Below are 16,280 nucleotides of genomic sequence, written 5' to 3'. Positions count from 1 at the left end.
ATGATAATTAACATCGTAAGGGTAATCAAGAAACAAAACTTCAATATTCACGAAAAATTATTTCAAATTTTATTTTGAATTATAAAAAAATATTCTATCTTTGCACCCACAAAAAACAAGGTAATTCTTGTTAAAAGATGACCTTTAATCGGGGCGTAGCGTAGTCCGGTCATCGCGCCTGGTTTGGGACCAGGAGGTCGCAGGTTCGAATCCTGCCGCCCCGACTGTTTTAATAGTTTTCTCAAAATTATTTAATGGGTGCATAGCTCAGCTTTGAGCATTCTGATTTTCGGAACGGTCAAAGATGAATACAACCATTTAAAAGTTTTCAGTAATTTCTTAAAAATTGCACATGGGTGCGTAGCTCAGCTGGATCGAGCATCTGCCTTCTAAGCAGACGGTCAAGGGTTCGAATCCCTTACCCTCCGCGTTTTTGTTTTTTTAAAAAAATATTTTAGGGGGGTATCGTATTGCGGTCATAGCGCCAGGTTTTGGTCCAGGAGGGCGCAGGTTGGAATCCTGCCGCCCCGACTGTTTACATAGTTTTCTCAAAATTATTTACTGGGTGCATAGCTCAGCTTCGAGCATTCTGATTTTCGGAACGGTCAAAGATGAATACACCCATTTAAAAGTTTTGAGTAATTTCTTAAAAATTGCACATGGGTGCGTAGCTCAGCTGGATCGAGCATCTGCCTTCTAAGCAGACGGTCAAGGGTTCGAATCCCTTACCCTCCGCGTTTTTGTTTTTTTAAAAAAATATTTTAGGGGGGTATCGTATTGCGGTCATAGCGCCAGGTTTTGGTCCAGGAGGGCGCAGGTTGGAATCCTGCCGCCCCGACTGTTTACATAGTTTTCTCAAAATTATTTACTGGGTGCATAGCTCAGCTTCGAGCATTCTGATTTTCGGAACGGTCAAAGATGAATACAACCATTTAAAAGTTTTCAGTAATTTCTTAAAAATTGCAAATGGGTGCGTAGCTCAGCTGGATAGAGCATCTGCCTTCTAAGCAGACGGTCAAAGGTTCGAATCCTTTCGCGCTCACTTAAAACTCACAATTTTTATTGTGAGTTTTTTTTTGTTTTAATGATTTTTCTAAATTTTATCACATCGTTTCTTCTAAAATTTTTCAATAAGTATTCAACTAAATAGAGCATCCCGATTTAATCGGGACGGTCAAAGGTTCGAATCCTTTTGCGCTCACTCAAAACTCACAATTTTTATTGTGAGTTTTTTTGTTTTTAATGGCGTCCCTATATTTTAACGTATAGTTTCTTCTAACATCCTTCAATAAATATTCAACTAACTAGAGCATCCCGATTTAATCGGGACGGACAAAGGTTCGAATCCGTTGGCGATCAATAAAAACTCACAATTTAAATTGTGAGTTTTTTTGTTTTTAATGGCGTCCCTATATTTTAACGTATAGTTTCTTCTAACATCCTTCAATAAATATTCAACTAACTAGAGCATCCCGATTTAATCGGGACAGTCAAAGGTTCGAATCCTTTCGCGCTCACTTAAAACTCACAATGAAAATTGTGAGTTTTTTTGTGTACATTAGTTTCATGTGTTTTTGTTACATACTTTACTCTAAATCTTTAGATAAATATTATGTTGGAAATTCCTGTGAAAATTTACAGGAAAGATTAAAAAAGCATCTTTCAAACCATAAAGGATATACTTCAAAAACCCAAGACTGGATTATTGTCTATTTTGAAGAATTCCCTGATAAAAGCTCTGCATACAAAAGAGAGTTACAAATCAAATCATGGAAAAGCAAAATTAAAATTGTTGGATTAATTAAAAATTCAGCTGGATAGAGCATCCCGATTCAATCGGGACGGTCAAAGGTTCGAATCCTTTCGCGCTCACTTAAAACTCACAATAGAAATTGTGAGTTTTTTTGTTTTATAGCTTTATTTTTCAAAACATTAAAAGCTTATTTAAACTTTTTAAAAGCAAAAGATCTCGTCATTAATCGTTAACCTTTTTCCTTTATCAATTTTTTTATTTATTTTTAATATTCTGATTTTAGACCTTTAAAAAGATGGCAACACCGTCGGAACTATTAAAAAATTTAGACTACCTTCATCCGCTTAACGATGAAGAGCGTGATGCTTTATCTAAAATTGGTAAACCACTATTTCTTTCAAAAAAAACAAAATTGGTTGAGTCAGGTGATTTATTTGATCATGTTTTTGTACTTACAACTGGCTTATTGCGTTGGTATTTCGATTCTGATGATGGTACCGAAAATAATATTTTTTTTACCTCAGAAAAGGAACACGCTATTATAGCCGGAATTCCTGAATATTATGACGACCAAAAGCAGACAAAATACACGATTGAAGCGCTTGTGGATACTCAATTATTGTTGTTCCCAAAAGATCAGTTCGAGGAACTGGCTTTTCAGCATAAAGGCATTTTTCAGTTTTACATTAAATCTCTAAAAGTGATCATCGGTACTTTACGCAATCGTACAGAGCAATTGTGCAGCGATTCTCCGAGCGCTCGTTATGAAGTTTTTGTAAAAAACCGTCCTTACATTACAAGGAATGCAAACCGTAAGTATATAGCCAATTTTTTAGGAATTACACCTAATTCTTTATCCAGATTAACAGCCCGCATACAAAAAAAACCGCCACCGAAAAAATAACTTAAGAATAGTTTTTCAGAGTTTCTTCGTTTTAATTTTGCACTGTACAAAAACCTATATCACAGTCTATTGTACAAAAAGTATGATTTAAAACAAAAAAAACAATGAACAAAAAAATTCTAAGAATAGCTTCAGTAAGCTTATTCATGCTGTTAGCAAGTAACACCTTAAATGCCCAAACTCAACCAGTAGAAAAAATTGGTACTTACATTACCCAGGAAATGTCATTTCTTAATATGACACCGTTACAGGCACAACAGATTTATGAAATCAATGTACAAGCTGCTGCGGCGGTAGAAAATTTAGACCAAAAAAGCTTTACTCAAAATTCTTCACAGAAAGAAAATTTCGAAAGTTTTGCAAAAATTTTAAAAGAAAGAAATCTTGCCTTACAGGAAATTCTTTCACCTGCACAGTTTCAGCTTTTTCAGGAAAATAAAATCGCAAGAGCTGCTACTTTCAGAACGATGATTATGGCACGTATGCTAGATTTAAGCAACGACCAGTTGACGCCGGTTTTCAACATTAATCAGAAAGTGGTAGAAAACGTAAGAAAAGATTTAGACATCTACTTTTCTGCAAATAACAATAGAGGTAAAAACAATGCTCAACGCAAACTATACAAAGCATTGAAGAAAGCCGACAAAGCTTTTGACCAGATTTTAAGCCCACAGCAAATCACCATTTATCATCAAAATGCCGATTTCTTACGCAGTGTACTTCGCGAAGAATACGGAACTAAAAATTAGTTTTTTATCATGCTTTATGATTCTCGGTATTATCTTAACTGATATGCCGGGATTTTTATCCCAATTATTTTATTATGCAAAAATTACTTACAATACTGTGTGTATTCCTGTGTTGTGGCCTTTCGTATGCTTCCACAGGAACTTTAGAAGACACTATCGCAGATACAGCATCTTGGCTTATCATGCTTATTTTACCATTTGCCGGAATATTTCTTTTTTGGAAAGTTCATATTTATCCTGAAAAAGTGGCGGAAAAGAAAAACCATCCACAATTAAACGCTATCAAAAGCATGTGTCTGCTTTCGCTGGTATTTGGCGGTCTGCTTTGGCCGGTTGCTTTAATATGGGCAAACTACGATTACAAAAAAGAAAAAAAACCTTCTTCAGATTCAGAAAATTTAGATTCTTCAAACAGAAAAGAAGAAATTTTAATTGAAGAAAACCAATCGGTTTTAGAAGAAACACAAAATCATTAAGAATAAAAAATTATGTTAGAATTACTTATCGGAATATATGCCGGAATTTGCTGGCTTCTCATCAAAAAATTAAAATTAATTCCTTGGAATTTCAATACGCAGGTTGTTGTCTATTCCTTGCCAATTTTCGGGTCTATTGCTCTTATTTTAAGTCTGAATTACTTCTGCCCTATTACATCGGATGTAAAAGTAGGTAACCGAAGCGTAGATATTACGACCCAAACTTTAGGAAGAGTAAAAAAAGTATATGTAAAAACCAATCAGGAAGTTAAAAAAGGAGATACGTTATTCACTATCGACCCTTTGCCTTATCAGCAAGAAATAAAATCTTTGGAAGCGCAATTGAGCAATATGAAATCTACCGTTTCGTCTTACAATTCAGATATTGATGCTTCACGTAAAAATATTTTGAGTTTGCAATCTCAATTGGATTTAAGCAACAAAAGAATAAAGCAATATCAGGAATTGGTAAATGCAGGTGCAGCCAATAAATTTGATTTGGAACAGGCAATGTCAACTTCACAGGATCTGCAATCAAGAATCAGTGCAGCACACGCTCAGAAATCATCTTTAGAAACCAAATACAACTCTAATTACAACGGAGAAAACGCTTCAGTTTCGGAAATCAAAGCTAAATTAGAACAGGCAAAATGGAATCTTTCTCAAACGGTTGTTTTAGCACCAACAGACGGTTTTATTCCCAACGTACAGCTGAACGAAGGAGCAATCATCGCACCGTTCAAATCTGCTTTTGTTTTAATTCAAAAACAGCAGTCTATCATTGCATTCTTTTCTCAAAACGAATTGGAAGCTGTAAAAAATGGTGATGAGGTAGAACTTGCCTTAAAAACCTCACCCGGAAAAGTGGTAAAAGCAAAACTGGAATATGTAATCGATGCAACAAGCCAGGGTATTATGAATAATGCAGGAGGAATGTTTGGCGGCAACGGAACAACAGCCGGAATTCCGGATACCGCAAGACAATTGCCCGAAACTGACGGAAAATTGATTGCAAAATTTGTTTTAGATGAAAAAGAAAAACCATTAACAGTCGGTGCGCGAGGTACAGCTGTTATTTATTCTGATAACATTAAACCTTTACATTTAATCAGAAAAGTGATGGTGAGAGTGAACAGTAAAGTCAATTACTTAATTCTAAAACTTCACTAAAATGGTAAAGAAAATAAGTATTGCAAGCGTTTTGTTACTGACTTTAACCTCTTGTATTGGCTACAAAAATGCAACACCTGAAAAAGTAGAAGATTTAAAAAACACCAGCGAAATAAAAGCAAACATCGAAATCCCCGATAAATGGATTCAAGATAAAGAAACAGACAGCCCCGATTTTTCTTATCAATGGATGAATGAGCTTATTACAACCGAGCTTGAAGTTTTGGTAAAGGAAGGACTTGCTCACAACGCAGATATCATTATCTCTAAAGAAAAGCTGAATCAAATAGAATTGTCGATGGATATTGCAGGAAGTAACCTTTACCCAAGTGTAAATGCGTTGGCAAACACCAGCAACAATCTTGTAAGCGGAACTCATATTGGAAATTTGCAGTTAAAAGCCAATTGGGAGCTCGACCTTTGGGGAAAAAATAAATCGGCTGAAATGGTGAGCGTAAGTCAGTATTATTCGGCGGCATTTCAACAAAAAATGTTGAAACAATCGGTCGCTGCAATGATTGCCAAAGCTTACTACCTTAATATTGCAGGGCAATATCAGGAACAAAAAATCAGTCAGTATATTGGTATGACCGAAGATTTGAAAAAGATTTATCTGGTTCAAAATAAGGTCGGAACTGCCAATGAAATTGATCTATCCAACATCGAAAGTGAAATTATTTTGCTGAATTCTTATCTTGAAAAAATAAAAAATGCCAATTCGCAATCCAGAAGAAGTTTAGAAATGCTTTGCGGAAGATATCCGGAAGGTTTATTGAGAGTTAATGCAGAGTTTTCAGCTTTAAAACAGGAAATTCCAGCCAATTTTCCTTTAAGTCTTTTAGAAAAAAGGTCAGATATTATGGCGCAGCAGTTTCAGATAGAAGCCAGTTTTTACGAAGTTCAGGAAGCGAAAGCGGCAAGATTGCCTTCTATCAACATCAGTGCAGCTTTTGGTGCAGCAGAAACCAATGTTGGAGCCATCAGTAATCTTTTTTCCAACCCTTTAATAAAAGTTGGCGGCGGATTGACAACCCCAATTTTCAACGGAGGAAAACTGAAAAAGAATGTTGAAGTAAAAACTTCAAAGCAAAAACAAGTGATTGAAGAATATGCAAAATCAGTGCTTTTGGCCTATAATGAAGTAGAATCTGCATTAGCCAATCTCAGTTCTATCGAAAGGCAAAATGTTTTTCAGAAACAGGCAATTTCTTCACTGGAAAGGAATGTTGATTTAACGAAAAAACAAATAAAAGTAGGCAGCAATAATAGTTTTGTCTTACTCCAAAAACAGAGAGATTTGATAAAAAAAGAGATGAATATCATCGACCTCGACCTGCAACAGCGTATTGAAAGAATCAATCTTTATATGGCTTTAGGAGCTAATGGTCTTGAACATTTTTAGAAATATTGGTCTGAGTGGCTTTTCAAAAAAGAAAAGCAGACTTGGGACCTTTTTTATGTATTCAATTTTAGTACATGCTATTTTTTAACCGCAAAAGAAACAAAAGATTTTATGATGGTAAAAGTGATTCAAAAGTTGGCAAAACTAATACTGAATTGATACTGTACCTTTTGTATTCTTTTGAAATTTCCCTTTTTCAATCATTTCTTTTGTAGCTTTTGCGGTTAAAATTAAATATTATTTTTTGTCATGTACTCAAATATTCAGTTTAAATAAAATAAAAACCACTGCAAAAATACAGTGGTTTTCAAATTTATAATTAAGATTATTTCAATCGATAAGAATTGCCATCCCAAAGATACGTTTTTGAGGCGTTTTTCTTCTTTTCACGCTCTTTCTCATCTTTTTCCATCTCTTGTGTTTTAAAGATAAAAGCATCGGGAATTCCGCCTTTATCGTTAGGAAAAACAAATTGTTCACTGTGATAATAAACATCTGCATCACCTACGTTCATCAATTGAGGAAGCACGATCATTTTTTTATCTTTTACCAAAACATATTGGTCGTAACTTGCAATTCCACAAGCTTCACCAGAAACCATGGCTTTTAAAGTAAATTCTACATTTTTCAGCTTATGATTGCTCTCAATGGTAAAAGTTCCGTAGCTCAGACTTTCGCCTGAACCGGTATCGAAAGCAACCTCATCAATCAGCGTATTTCCTTCAACCATTTTAATGGAAGCAATATTTTGTTTGATAACAATCTCAGGATATTCTTTGTCTTTTTTATTAATCGTTTTCGTTAAACCAAAAAGAAAATCATATCCGTTTTTAGTTCTGTAACCTACACAAAGATTTCCGCCCCAAACGTAGCCTTCTGACGTTTTATCACCTTTCTGGTAAGATATCTTGTACCAATTGGCTCTTCTTTCACCTAATTTCAAAATCGTTTCATCTTGTTTAAGAATCAAAATCTGCTGATTCGTTTGTAAAGAATCGAGAATTTGGGCATTCACATTGGGTGACTGTCTGATTCTTGTAAAATCGGTAAAAATTTTCTGCGTTTTATTTTCTTCAAAATAAAAAACTCCGTTTGCATATTCATAATCTTCTTCCTGTGCTGAAAAAAACTGAATAATACATAAAAATAAAACGGTGATGAATGGTTTCATATTAATTAGATTGAGGTTGAGGCTAAGCTTGAAATTAAAATATTATAATAAACCTGTTGTACATTTTGAGGATATTTTTAAATACTGGATATTTAAGCTATTGTATTTCTTTGTTAAATAAAATGCCTTTGTTTATCTTAAAAAAAGAAATCTATCTGAATGAACTTTGTCTTTCTTAGCGATTAAAAACGCAAGGATAGACAAGGAATTTTAAAAAATTACTGGAATAAAGATAAACAAAGCCGTTTCACTTATTTCCGAAAGACAAAATTAAAATGCACAACGAGTTATAATAACAGATTTTATTTTTCAAGCAATAAGCTTACCCATTCTTCACGCTGCAGTTTCTTTTTCAGTTCTAAATTATTTTCTTTACAAACCTCCAAAATATCATCAACATCGAAGAAACACAAACCTGAAAGTAATAATTTACCACCTTCATTTAATACAGAAACGTAAGTTGGAATATCTGAAATCAGAATATTTCTGTTGATATTAGCTAAAATAATATCGTAGTTTTCTTTTCCTAAATTATCTGCAGTTCCCAGTTCGATATCCAATTCTACACCGTTTCTTGCAGCATTTTCTTTTGAATTTTCAACTGACCATTCATCAATATCAATGGCTTTTGTATCTCCAGCTCCGATTTGCTTTGCATAAATCGCCAAAACCGAAGTTCCGCAACCCATATCTAAAACTTTCTTATCTTTAAAATTGATATCCATCATTTGCTGAATCATCAAATGCGTTGTTGGATGGTGACCCGTTCCGAAAGACATTTTAGGCTGAATGACAATTTCGTGCATTCCCGGAACAGATTCATGAAATTCTGCTCTGATTAATACTTTATCATCGATATTGATGGGTTCAAAATTCTTTTCCCACTCTTCATTCCAGTTGATATTGGGCATTTCGGTGAAAGTATATTCTATTTTCACTTCCTCATTTTGAAAAAGTGGCAACGCTTTCAATTCTTCTTCTTTGAAAAGCTCTTTCTGAATATATCCTAAAATACCATGAATTTCTTCTGTGAAACTGTCGAAACCTATCTCGATAAGCTCGGCCATTAATATTTCGTTCCAAGGCTGAAGCGGAGAAATCTTGAAATCGAATTCTAAATAATTTTGCATGTGAATAATTTGTTGCAAAAATAAAGAATTAACATTAGAATCTTTGCTATTAGTATTAGAGATGTCATGCTGAGCGAAATCGAATTGTGTTTTTTTTAACACAAAAACGAAACAGTTGTCATTCTGACGAAGGAAGAATTTAGGCTTTTTTTTGAGATTCTTCACTTCATTTTATTCCGTTCAGAATGACACACTTTGCTTTTAAAATTTGAGATTGCTTCATCGCTTCGCTCTTCGCAATGACAGACTTTACATAAAAAAGCGGGCTAAAGCCCGCTCCAATTGATTTTATTATCTTAATGTAGAAGTTGTTATTATTTATAACTACCCCGTCTTTTTGTTTTCACAAAATCCACCCCTTCAAGGAAGGGGAATTTTAGCATTTCTAATACTAACTTCTACTATCTAGTTTCTAACTTCTAAATTAAGGATTTGTAGAGAAAATAGAACCGTTTGCAATCAAAGCACGTCTGTTCATTTTCAAAATATCTCTTACCCATTCTGCAAAATCTTCAGGCTGAAGAACTTTATCAGGGTTTCCGTCTGTTAAACCTCCTTGGATAGACATATCTGAAGCAATTGTACTCGGCGTTAAAGTAATTACACGAATGTTTTGCTTTCTCCATTCTGCCATCATCGACTGAGATAAAGAAACCACTGCTGCTTTTGAAGCTGCATAAGCCGACATATTTGGTCCGCCTTTCAAACCTGCTGTAGAAGCTACATTTACAATATCACCTTCACCTTTTTCTTTTAAATATGAATACACTGCTTTAGCTGCATAATACACTCCAAAAAGATTAGTTTTGATTACCTGCTCCCAAGTTTCTGAAGGCATCTCTTCAATAGAACCGAAATCTCCGATTCCAGCATTGTTGATCAAAATATCTACTCCACCCAATTGATCTACAATCGATTCTATTCCTGCTTTCACATGAATTTCATTATCGATACTAAAAACTGCGTATGCTGTATTTACACCCAACCTCTGGATTTCGTCCACAGTCATTTTAAGGTTTTCTTCGTTTCTTCCTGTGATTCCTATATTCACTCCTTCATTCGCAAGAATTAAAGCGATTGCTTTTCCGAGACCTCTTCCACCACCGGTAATGATGGCGTTTTTTCCCTTTAGATTCATTGTTTAAAATTTTATGGTGCAAATTTACAAAACCATTTTTTCAAACAAGTGTTTATATTTTTGATTTAATAAAAATTAATCATCAGGAAATTCTATATCAAAACAAAACCAACTTACGAATAAGCTGGTTTCTGAAAGTAATATATAAAAAGTAAAAACTGATTCTAAGGAATAAGAACAGAGTTTTGAACCTCAAATTCTTCTGATGCCGAAAATTCATTTCCGTACATGTCGAGTGCTTTCACCTCAACTTTGTGTTTTCCAAGAGTTAATTTGTTTCCAAATCCTCCAGTCCAGATGTGTTTTGACTGTTCCGGATTTGAAGGTCTTCTTCCTGGAAATATTTTGTCTGTAGCATCCCATTTAAAAACCGAGTTGGCAAAGTTGGGATCGATGGTTTCGTTGTACTCCATTTCTTCCCATTTTCCGCCGTCAATTCTGTACTCTACTTTATCTTTTTTGCTTCCCATAAAGAAGTTTGCCAAAATTTTAGCCGAGGTTTTCGATGGATGAGGAATCACTTTCGGAACATACAATTGAATTTGATAATCTTCAGGTTTTCCTGCTGTTTTGTACTTTACTTTGTACTGATTATCATTAAAACTGATGAAAGAATATCCTTTTGCAGTACCATCTCTCATGGTAGAAGTCGGCAAACCGATTTCGTCTGAAGTTCCAGACCACCAATCTCCGCAAGTAGTTCCTACATTATATTCGTGAAGGTCTTTTGTACCTTCCCAGCCTTGAGCTTTTCCGTAAAAAATCTGTTGCTGAATATGCGTGTGAGCTGACAACATCAATGCATTTGCAAATGGAGACAGCGCATCAAATAATTTCTGGCGGTCTGCGTTTCTGAAATTATCTTCATTATTGTGATCTAAAGGAATGTGGAAAGAAACAACAATCAGTTTGTTTTTATCGACCAGTTTTAAATCATTTTCGATAAACTGAATCTGATCTTCTCTGAAGCCTCCCCAATATCCTTTTCCATCTCTCGGATCCGGGTACAGAATATCATCAAGTACGATAAAGTGTACATTTCCGTAGTTGAAAGAATAATTTGCAGGACCAAAATTAGCCTCGAAAGTTTCGTCAGAAAGCTGATCTTCTTTCGCATCATAATTCATATCATGATTTCCCATCACGTTGTACCAAGGCAAACCGATTTCTTTCATCACATCGGCATAAGGTTTCTGAAGACTTAAATCATCACCTACCAAATCTCCAAGACTGATCCCGAAAACTGCATTTTTCTTGGTTGATTTTACTTCGTTTACAATCGCTCTTTTAAAATAATCCAGCTGTTTTTCTGTGTAAGGTTGCGGATCTCCGAAAACCAGAATGTCGAAGTTTTTGCTTTCGTTCTGTTTATGTAAAGCAAAATTTAATTCTTTCAGAAGTTCTCCTGTAGGTGCAGTTCCTTTATATTTAAAATCTGCAGGCGAACCTTTAGGTTTAAATTGATAATAATATTGCGGTAAATTATTTTGATTTAAAGCTACCATATAACCCGATGGTTTAATGACAAAAACCGTCTGACCTTCTATAATCGGCAAGCTGTATCTTCCGTTTTTATCGGTTAAAACAACCTGAGCTCCGTTAGAAACGGCTATATTTTCAAGTCCTTTTTCACGTTTTTCTTTCTTCTGGTTTTTATTGATGTCTTCAAAAACATATCCTGAAACGGATGCCTGAGAAAATGCCATCGCTGAAATAAGTAAAGACGGTATAATTAATTTAAATTTCATTTTTAATATTTTTAAAAGATTACTGATTCCACCACATTTTTGTATTGATATTGTCACCACCCATATTTTGAGAAGCTGTTACATAATTGTCATAATTCTGAACTTTTGTAACCGTTGGGTAAGGCATTCTCTGAGGCATTTTTGCGTTATTCATCAAGCCTCCGTTGTTTGGCAATACAGGAAATCCTGTTCTTCTCTGCTCGTACCACTGTTGATGGTCGACAAAGAATAATCCCACATATTTCTGAAGCATGATTCTTTCTAAAGTTCCGTTGTAAGCGACTTTAGGATTGGCAAAATAATTTGCAGGCATTGTTGCTCCCCATTGCTCAAGAGTTGCTTTCACGCCACTTTCATAGAACGTCTGTGCACTTCCCGGAATAATTCCTTTTAAAGCCAATTCAGAAAGAATAAATTGAAGTTCAGCATAAGGCATTACCAAAATTTTCAGCGGAGCTTTTGCTAAATTCTGATTTAAATTTGAAGGCTGATAATCAAAAGAACTTCCTAAAGCATAGCCAGAAGGTGCTCCTTTATAACCAATATTGGCATTTCCAGGAATTGATTTAGCCTGAGTAAAAAATAGACTTAATCTTGGGTCATTATTGTCTACCAAAGTCTGAGTGAAAAATCCACCTGAAGCTCTATATGCAGTAAAATCCTGCGGTCTTGCAATCGGCGGCATCAATGGTGCAACTCCTGAAATATCTAAAGTAGCTCCATCTGCATTACTTTGAAAAATTGGATAAACCGTTGGATTATTTACAATTTCGCTAATTCTCGCATGTACATTTACTTCGCCGTTCTTATTCAAAATCCTTGTTAAAAGTCTTAATGAAAGAGAATTACAGAATTTTTTCCATTTTATAATCCCGGCCGTACTTGCATTTGCCTGAAAGAAAAGATCGCCTTCACTTAAAGTTTTTGTGGTATCAAAAAGCGTATTTGCTGCTTTCAGATCATCCAAAAGGAATAAGTAAATATCTTTCTGCTTATCGTATTTTGGTCTCATGATATTTTCTTCAAGCCTTAAAGCTTCCGTCATCGGAACATCGCCAAATGCATCGGTAAGATTCGCCATAATCCATGCATTCAGAACTTTAGAAATTGCCAGATAATTATTATTGTTTTCTTTTTTTGCAGCTTCATTCAGCTCTTTTACCTGTTTCAGCCATTTGTAGCTTGTATTCCAGTATCCGTTTCCGGTACTTTCGGTTAAATAATAACGGCTTACTGTATTTCCTTCATTAGGAAAATCCAGAGCAACCTGCATGATATCGAATGTAAAATCATCGGCTCTGTTGTATCCGTAAGATCCCATTTCGTACTGAATCGGAACCAGAAAACTTCCTACAGAAGGCTGTTTTATTTTGCTTGTATCTGTATTGATCTCTTCAAAGCTTCTTTCGCAAGAATTCACACTAAAAACTGAAAGAGCAATTGCGGTAGATAAAAATATTTTTTTCATGGGTTGATCTTAGAATTTTAAATTAACTTGAAAACCGACAGTTCTTGCCGTTGGAAGCTGACCAATTTCAGCACCCGGAGTAATTGTAGAGTCGTTAAGAGCGGCAACTTCCGGATCAAACATTGGGAACTTCGTCCACATCCAAAGGTTTTTACCAAAAACTGCCAAAGTAAGTTCAGTAAGTTTTAAAGGAGCAATTACCTCTTTTGAAAATGAGTAAGCGATTCTTGCGTCTCTCAGTTTAATGAATGAAGTATCGAAAGTATTGGTTTCAATATTGGCTCTTCTGTAGTAATCACCGTAATATGCAGCTAAACCAACTGCTTTTGTATTCGGACTGTAAGTTCCGTCAGGATTTAAAACAACACCTTGTCCTACAATCGTTCCACTTGGATTATCTCTTCCCATCAAAGTATTCTCAAGCTTACCTTGCTCAGACATTTTGTGATGCGTTTGAGAATATGCCATTCCACCATACTGACCATCAAATGAGAAGCTGATCTGCCAGTTTTTAATTTTAAAATCATTTTGAAAACCAGCTCTCCATTTCGGGAATGCATTTCCTACTTTTTCTACTCGATCTGGTCTTGAAGGAAGTCCTGTCGTTGCATCATAAACTACTTGTCCATCTGCATTTCTCACTAATTTAAAACCATAAAGATCTCCCAAAGAACCGCCAACAACTGCGTTGTAATATAAAACTCCGGCTACAGTAGAAATTGTGTAAGAACTTTCTCCGGCAAATTCGTCAGGTAAAGTCAGGATTTTATTTCGGTTTAAAGTCCAGTTTGCTGAAATGTTCCAGCTAAAGTTTTGGGTTTTGAAAGGCATTGCATTCATGCTCATCTCAACACCTCTGTTTCTTACTTTTCCGGCATTAATAATTCTGTTTGAATAACCAGATTCTAATAATGTAGGAATGGTAATAATCTGATTATCGGTATCATTCTGATAAAGTGTTACATTATAACTCAATCTGTTTTTCAACAATGAAAAATCCATCCCAGCTTCAATATTGGTATTATCTTCAGGTTTTAATAATGGATTTGGATAGGTTCCTGGTGTTAAAACTGAACCAATAAAATCACTTGGTGTGTAATATTTATCTAACTGATAAGGAAGACCTGCAACCCCAACTTTTGCCCAAGAAGCTCTTAATTTCCAATAATTGAAAGTCGGACTTGATAATTTAAATATATCCGAAAGAATAAAACTACTGCTCACCGACGGATAAAAGAATGATCTGTACTGTACAGGAAGCGTGCTGCTCCAGTCGTTTCTTCCGGTAACATCCAAAAACACCAAGTTATCATAATTTGCACTCAACAAACCGTACACAGAATTAGTTTGCTGATCATTTGGCTTCGGAACTTTTGTAATTAAAGAAATTGCGTTATTTAAACTGTAATCTCCAATTACTTTCAAACCTTCCGCTCGGTAATCATTCATTACATATTCGTTGTAACGAACACTTGCTCCTGCATTTGCGGTAATATTAAATTTATTGAAATCTTTTTTGAATGTGAATAATAAATCATTATTAAACTCATTATTCTTAATATATTGTTCTCTATAGAAACCTTTCAGATAATTGGCAGAACTGTAAGGTCTTTTTGTTGTTCTTTCTTCATCCAGCATTTCAATCCCTGATCTCAACATCAAACTGAAGTTTTTATTAAAATCATACGTTCCTGAAATGTTTCCTGTAATCATTTTCTTTTCAACACCATTTAACATCTGATAAGCGATTAAATAAGGATTATCAATAAAAGAACTGAATGGGTGAATCTGATCGACCTGTTCTTGACCAGGTTTCCAAATCGGTTTATACCAAGCCAAATCAACATTCGGATTCTGGAAAATCATGAAATAAGAAATCGACTGGTTATTGTATCCCGTTGCAGGAAGATTGTCACTTTTTGTATTGGCGTAATTGAATTTTGTTGAAATTTTAAACTTATCTGTTACTTTATGATCCAATGAGAATGCCATATTAAAACGGTCGAATCCTGTATTGGGCATCATCCATTTATTATCAAGATAAGAAAGTGATGTTCTGAAACTTGTTTTGTCTGTACTGCTTTCAACAGAAATATTATTAGAAGAAGTTACACCCGTTTCCCAAAAACCTTTTATGTTATCTTCATACGGTCTCCACAATTGTCTTTCTGCACTTTGTCCTAAAAGATTAGGATCATACTGGAAATAAGACTGTCCGTTGAACTTTGGTCCGAAAGCACTACTCGTTCCACCTGTACTTACCCCATCGGCAGATGCTCCGTAAGAATAGAAAAACTCTCCTGCTGTATTTTTAGCTAAAGTTCCCTGTCCGTACTGATACTGATAGTCTGGCCATTTTAAAACAGAATCAAAGCTTAAAGAAGAATTAAAAGAAACCTTAAGTTTTCCATTTTTACTTTTACCAGATTTTGTGGTGACCATCAAAGCTCCGTTTGCTGCTCTTGAACCATACAAAGCTGCTGCAGAAGCTCCTTTTAGTACCGTTACAGATTCTATATCATCAGGATTGATGCTATTCAAACCGTTTCCTAAATCGATGGGCAAATCTCCTCCCGTTCCTGCACCATAGGCTGCAGTTCCGGTGCCGGTTGTGGAATTACTCAAAGGAACACCATCTACAACAATTAAAGCATAGTTCCCGTCAAGGTTAAAAGATTTTTCACCTCTTAACGTTATTCTGGAAGAACTTAAAGGTCCCGCTCCTGCAGTCTGAATTTTCAAACCGGCAACACGCCCCTCAAGACCTTGAGCCCAGTTGTTGTTCTGAATGTTTTCAAAAACCTCTGCATCTACTTTCTCGGCTACATAACCTAAGGATTTATCTTGTCTTTTGATACCCAGAGCGGTCACTACAACTTCATCGATATTCTTGATTGTGTCTTTCTTCACCTGCTGCTGAGCTGCCATATTGACGCTCACCAATCCTAACACAGATAAAAGAAGTAATTTTTGAGTCTCTTTACGCATACACTTTTTTGTTTGCGCAAAATTAGAAAGCTATGATGAGCATAGCTTTAATACGGTTTTAACATATTTTAAACAATTTCTGAACGTCATATTAATTTATGATTAACGATAACGCATAAGTTTTTAGCTCACAGTGCATTAAAAGAATGAACCATTTTTAATATAAAAAGTGAGTTATTTTAG

General features: G+C 35.1%; 12 protein-coding genes and 4 tRNA genes. 10 read left to right on the top strand and 6 right to left on the bottom strand.

Annotation, left to right across the window (positions count from 1 at the left end):
* The first annotated feature begins 149 nt into the window (after positions 1-149).
* The 10 genes from OEW74_RS04615 (at position 150) to OEW74_RS04570 (ending at position 6,454) form a co-directional block, all read left to right on the top strand.
* Positions 150-224 (top strand) — tRNA-Pro (locus tag OEW74_RS04615).
* Between the two features lie 138 nt (positions 225-362).
* Positions 363-425 (top strand) — tRNA-Arg (locus OEW74_RS04610).
* A 244-nt stretch (positions 426-669) separates the two neighbouring features.
* Positions 670-732 (top strand) — tRNA-Arg (locus tag OEW74_RS04605).
* Positions 733-968: 236 nt separating this feature from the next.
* A tRNA-Arg gene (locus tag OEW74_RS04600) sits at positions 969-1,042 on the top strand.
* A 524-nt stretch (positions 1,043-1,566) separates the two neighbouring features.
* On the top strand, positions 1,567-1,821 hold the full coding sequence (locus tag OEW74_RS04595; protein ID WP_265427381.1) for a GIY-YIG nuclease family protein: 255 nt from the start codon (positions 1,567-1,569) through the stop codon (positions 1,819-1,821).
* Positions 1,822-2,048: 227 nt separating this feature from the next.
* The gene (locus tag OEW74_RS04590; RefSeq protein WP_265427380.1) at positions 2,049-2,657 is read left to right on the top strand and encodes a Crp/Fnr family transcriptional regulator; all 609 of its coding nucleotides are present in this window, start codon (positions 2,049-2,051) and stop codon (positions 2,655-2,657) included.
* Positions 2,658-2,761: 104 nt separating this feature from the next.
* Entirely contained in the window at positions 2,762-3,406 is a 645-nt protein-coding gene (locus OEW74_RS04585; protein ID WP_265427379.1) for a hypothetical protein, read from the top strand.
* A 74-nt stretch (positions 3,407-3,480) separates the two neighbouring features.
* On the top strand, positions 3,481-3,882 hold the full coding sequence (locus OEW74_RS04580) for a DUF3302 domain-containing protein (RefSeq protein ID WP_265427378.1): 402 nt from the start codon (positions 3,481-3,483) through the stop codon (positions 3,880-3,882).
* 12 nt (positions 3,883-3,894) lie between these two features.
* The gene (locus OEW74_RS04575) at positions 3,895-5,052 is read left to right on the top strand and encodes an HlyD family secretion protein (protein ID WP_210149889.1); all 1,158 of its coding nucleotides are present in this window, start codon (positions 3,895-3,897) and stop codon (positions 5,050-5,052) included.
* A gap of 1 nt (position 5,053) precedes the next feature.
* Entirely contained in the window at positions 5,054-6,454 is a 1,401-nt protein-coding gene (locus OEW74_RS04570) for a TolC family protein (protein WP_265427377.1), read from the top strand.
* A gap of 325 nt (positions 6,455-6,779) precedes the next feature.
* On the opposite strand, the gene OEW74_RS04565 is transcribed toward OEW74_RS04570, so the two are convergent.
* The 6 genes from OEW74_RS04565 to OEW74_RS04540 form a co-directional block, all read right to left on the bottom strand.
* Entirely contained in the window at positions 6,780-7,625 is an 846-nt protein-coding gene (locus tag OEW74_RS04565) for an SH3 domain-containing protein (RefSeq protein WP_265427376.1), read from the bottom strand.
* 302 nt (positions 7,626-7,927) lie between these two features.
* Positions 7,928-8,755: a 50S ribosomal protein L11 methyltransferase gene (gene prmA / locus OEW74_RS04560; protein WP_265427375.1), complete on the bottom strand. Its 828-nt coding sequence runs from the start codon at positions 8,753-8,755 to the stop codon at positions 7,928-7,930.
* Positions 8,756-9,179: 424 nt separating this feature from the next.
* Positions 9,180-9,893 carry a 3-ketoacyl-ACP reductase gene (locus OEW74_RS04555; protein ID WP_265427374.1) on the bottom strand — a complete coding sequence of 238 codons (714 nt, stop codon included), beginning with the start codon at positions 9,891-9,893 and terminating at the stop codon, positions 9,180-9,182.
* Positions 9,894-10,057: 164 nt separating this feature from the next.
* Positions 10,058-11,641 (bottom strand): calcineurin-like phosphoesterase C-terminal domain-containing protein, encoded by a 1,584-nt coding sequence (locus OEW74_RS04550; RefSeq protein WP_265427373.1) that lies wholly within the window; start codon positions 11,639-11,641, stop codon positions 10,058-10,060.
* 19 nt (positions 11,642-11,660) lie between these two features.
* Positions 11,661-13,109, bottom strand: a complete 1,449-nt coding sequence (locus OEW74_RS04545; protein ID WP_265427372.1) for a SusD/RagB family nutrient-binding outer membrane lipoprotein — start codon at positions 13,107-13,109, stop codon at positions 11,661-11,663.
* Positions 13,110-13,118: 9 nt separating this feature from the next.
* Complete coding sequence (locus OEW74_RS04540) at positions 13,119-16,097, bottom strand: SusC/RagA family TonB-linked outer membrane protein (RefSeq protein WP_265427371.1); 2,979 nt, start codon at positions 16,095-16,097, stop codon at positions 13,119-13,121.
* Positions 16,098-16,280 lie beyond the last annotated feature (183 nt).

The organism is Chryseobacterium sp. YIM B08800, assembly GCF_026163565.1.
GTDB lineage: Bacteria > Bacteroidota > Bacteroidia > Flavobacteriales > Weeksellaceae > Chryseobacterium.
This window is presented reverse-complemented; position numbering and strand designations above follow the sequence as displayed.